The organism is Duganella hordei, assembly GCF_040369125.1.
Lineage (GTDB): Bacteria > Pseudomonadota > Gammaproteobacteria > Burkholderiales > Burkholderiaceae_D > Rugamonas > Rugamonas hordei.
The window spans coordinates 1-201 of sequence record NZ_BPWI01000073.1 but is presented as its reverse complement, the minus strand read 5'-3'; the positions used below and the strand labels follow the sequence as shown (position 1 = coordinate 201).

1 rRNA gene is annotated in these 201 nt (G+C 54.7%); it reads right to left on the bottom strand.

The features are described from left to right. A 23S ribosomal RNA gene (locus tag ABWW33_RS33090) occupies nucleotides 1-201 on the bottom strand; the annotation flags it as partial.

The window sequence follows — 201 nt, the reverse complement described above, 5'->3', positions numbered from 1 at the left end:
CCACCTGTGTCGGTTTGCGGTACGGTCTCGTATGACTGAAGCTTAGAGGCTTTTCTTGGAACCACTTCCGATTGCTTCAGCACCTAAGTGCCTCGTCCCAGTCCCTTGAATTCCGCGCCCGGATTTGCCTAAGCGCCTTCTATGAACCAGAAACTGCCTATTCCAACAGGCAGACAACCTTCCGCGATCCGTCCCCCCATC